Origin of the sequence: Actinomadura logoneensis (assembly GCF_003428695.1) — a bacterium.
GTDB lineage: Bacteria > Actinomycetota > Actinomycetes > Streptosporangiales > Streptosporangiaceae > Spirillospora > Spirillospora logoneensis.
Genome location: NZ_QURH01000698.1, coordinates 1 through 2,984, shown reverse-complemented (window position 1 = coordinate 2,984; position 2,984 = coordinate 1). Strand labels below are relative to the sequence as shown.

General features: G+C 74.8%; 1 protein-coding gene and 1 pseudogene. Both read left to right on the top strand.

Features of this window, described 5'->3' with window-relative positions; all coding sequences use genetic code 11:
* Positions 1-175: 175 nt before the first annotated feature.
* The gene (locus DZF91_RS25835; RefSeq protein WP_117359799.1) at positions 176-2,143 is read left to right on the top strand and encodes an arabinofuranosyltransferase; all 1,968 of its coding nucleotides are present in this window, start codon (positions 176-178) and stop codon (positions 2,141-2,143) included.
* A 67-nt stretch (positions 2,144-2,210) separates the two neighbouring features.
* Positions 2,211-2,984: pseudogene (locus DZF91_RS25830) on the top strand (hypothetical protein); the annotation flags it as partial.

Genomic DNA, 2,984 nt, shown 5'->3' with positions numbered 1-2,984 from the left:
CCCGGCTCGGCGACGGCCGACGGCGGCCCGGCGGCGGCCCGGCGGCGGCTTGCCCGCGGCTCGCTGAAGGCATTGGGTCCCTGGCCCCATGGCACCCGCCTGACCTGCGGGAGCGTCGGGCGCCTTGGGTCTTCGGGCCCTGTCCGGACGGTTCCCACTCGGTTAGCGTCCGATCATGCCCCCCGAACCGACGGCGGTCGAGGCCGCTCCCGCGACCCCGGTCGAGACGCCGCCCGCGACGCCCCGGCGCGCGCCGGGTCCGGCGCTGACGGCGGCGGCGGTCTGGGCGGTGGGGCTCCCGCTCGCGTTCTGGCTGCCGTCCCGGCTGGACGTCGATCCGTTCGTGCAGCGGTCGGCTGACCTGCCGCTCGCCGTGCTCCTCGGCGGGACGCTGCTCCTGACGGTCGTGGGGCTGCGCCACCGGGGCGGACGGCTGATCGGCGCGGCGGCGGGGGCGCACGCGGCGTACACCGCGCTGGTGGTGCGCTGCGCGCTGTCGGGGACGCCGTTCGGTTACAGCGGCTTCTCGGCCGCCGGGGACCGGGTCTCGGTGATGGGCGACGCGGGGCGCATCGCGGCGATGGCGACCCGGTACACCGTCAACTGGAAGTCCTCGGACGGCATCGTCGGGACCGTCCCTTCCGAGTATCCGCCGCTCTACCCGTACCTCATCGGGAAGACCGCCTGGCTGCTGGACGTCCCGGCGTGGAGGCTGCTCGGCGCGGCGCAGGCGGTGACGCTCTCGCTGGGGCTGCTGCTCGCGTTCGTCCTGTGGGCGCGGATCGTCCCGGCGGGCGCGGCGCTGCTGATCGGGCCGCTGGTGCTGGCGGCGTGCGCCGAGCCCGCCAAGGCGTACGAGTTCTTCACCCTCGCCGTGCTCGTCCCGCTGGTGCTGAACACGGTGGCGCGGCCGGAGCGCGGACGGCTGCACTGGGCCTGGGCGGGTCTCGGGTACGGGCTGGTGGTCCTGGTCTACTACGGGTACGTCGTGTTCCTGGCGATCGGCGTCGCGGCCATCGGCCGGCGAGCGTGGCGGAGCGAACCCGACCGGCGCGGTCTCCTGCTGTACCTGGCGAAGACCACGGCCGTCACCGCCGTCCTCTCGTCGTGGTTCGTCGTCCCCTACCTGTGGGCCATGCTGCGCGGCGGGCAGCAGGTCGGCGACATGTACTCCAGCGCGGAGGCGTCCGGGAACCCGCTCACCTTCCTGCAGTTCGCGGGCCTCGGGCCGGTCCAGTTCCTCGGGCTGCTGGCGCTGCTCTGGTACGCGCGGACGCGCTGGTGGGCCTGGTCGCTGCTCGCGATGGTCGGCGGCGCGTACGCCTACCTCGCGCTCAGCATGGTCCGCTGGGTCCTGACGGCGCACAACGGGCTGTTCTACTACGTGCGGCTCCCGGTCGCGGCGTGCCTGATCGCCGGGGCCGTGCTGGGTGTCCGCGAGGCCGTCCCGGCGCTCGCCGAACGGCGCGGGCGCCTGCTCGCCCCGTGGGCGGGTGTGCTCGCGGCGGGGCTGGCCGCCGTCTTCGCCGGATACGGGTTCTGGACGGCGAACATGCCGGTGAACCGCTGGGAGGACCACCTCGGCTACGGCTCGGTCCCCGACTACACCCGCACCAAGCGGTTCAACTGGGAGGCCGCACGCGCGCACGCCATGTTCCTTCCGGACGGCAGCCGTCCCGAGCACGCCGCCGCGACCGACCCGCTGCTCCCGGTCATGCGCCGGGAGGGCCGGCTCCGCGCCCTCCCGGTGGACGCGATCCGGCGGATGGTCGAGCAGGTGCGTCCGCGCGACCGGACGCCGAGCACGCTCTCCTATGACGAGCAAGTGTTCGTGTTCCTGCCGTGGAACGGCTACCTCGGCGTGGACCGGGTCGCCGCGTACGGGCCGACGAGGTGGCCGGACCGGTTCGCGGAGCTGCGGAAGCTGGCAGGGACCGGGCCGTCCGGGTTCGCGGCGGCCTCCGCGCGGACGCGGTTCGGGTCGATCGACGTGTTCGTCCTGGAGAAGGACGGCGCGGGGGTCGTCTGGCGCGGGATCCAGGCGCCCGCCCCCTCCGACGTCCGGTTCGACTACGCGCAGTTCAAGGACTTCGTGACCAGGGACGTCGGCAACGGCACCTTCGTCGCCGTCCGGCGGCCCTGATGCCCGCCGCCGGACGGCCCGCACACGGGCGGCGGCGCTCCCGTCCCCGTGAGGAAGGGGCGGGCGCATGACGCTGACCGCCGGGCGGCCCGCGTCGCGGGAGCGCCGTTCGCCGCGTCCGCCGGGAATGTTCTGGCTGGTCGCCGCCGGTTACGTCCTGCACGTCGGGGTGCGGATCGCACTCTCGTGGGGACGGCACAGCCCGGTGTTCCTCCCGGACGAGGCGGGCTACCTGGTGGCGGGCCGCTGGCTGGCGGGCGGTCCCGGCATGGACCTCACCGGGCAGACGTTCTACCAGGCGGGCTACTCGCTGCTGTTCACGCCGGTGTACTGGTTCACCCACTCCCCCGCGACCGTGTACCGGACGGTCCTGGTCCTCAACGCGGTGGTCGGCGCGCTCGCGTTCCCGCTCGGACGGGCGTTCCTGGTCCGGTGCGGGCTCGGGCGGCACGAGAGCGTCCTGCTGGCCTGGGCCGCCGCGTTCCTGCCCGCCGTGACGCTGTACAGCACGACCGCCATGACCGACGCGGTGCTGCCCGTCCTGGTGCTCGGCTGGCTGCTGGCGCTGGACCGGTTCGTCCGGACGGGCGGACGCGCGTGGGGAGTCGCGTCCGGCCTGCTCGCGGCGTACATGTACGCGACGCACATGCGCGGAATGATCATCCTGGCCGTGCACTGCGCGGTCGTGGCGGCGCTGTTCGTGCTGCGCCGGGCTCCGCGCGTGGCCGCCGGCTGGCTGCGGCGCGAGGACGCCGGGAAGGCGTGCGACGAGGACGCCGGGGCTGTGCGGGACGAGGGCGCCGGCGCGGCTCGGGGCAAGGGCGCCGGGTGGCGGCCCGCT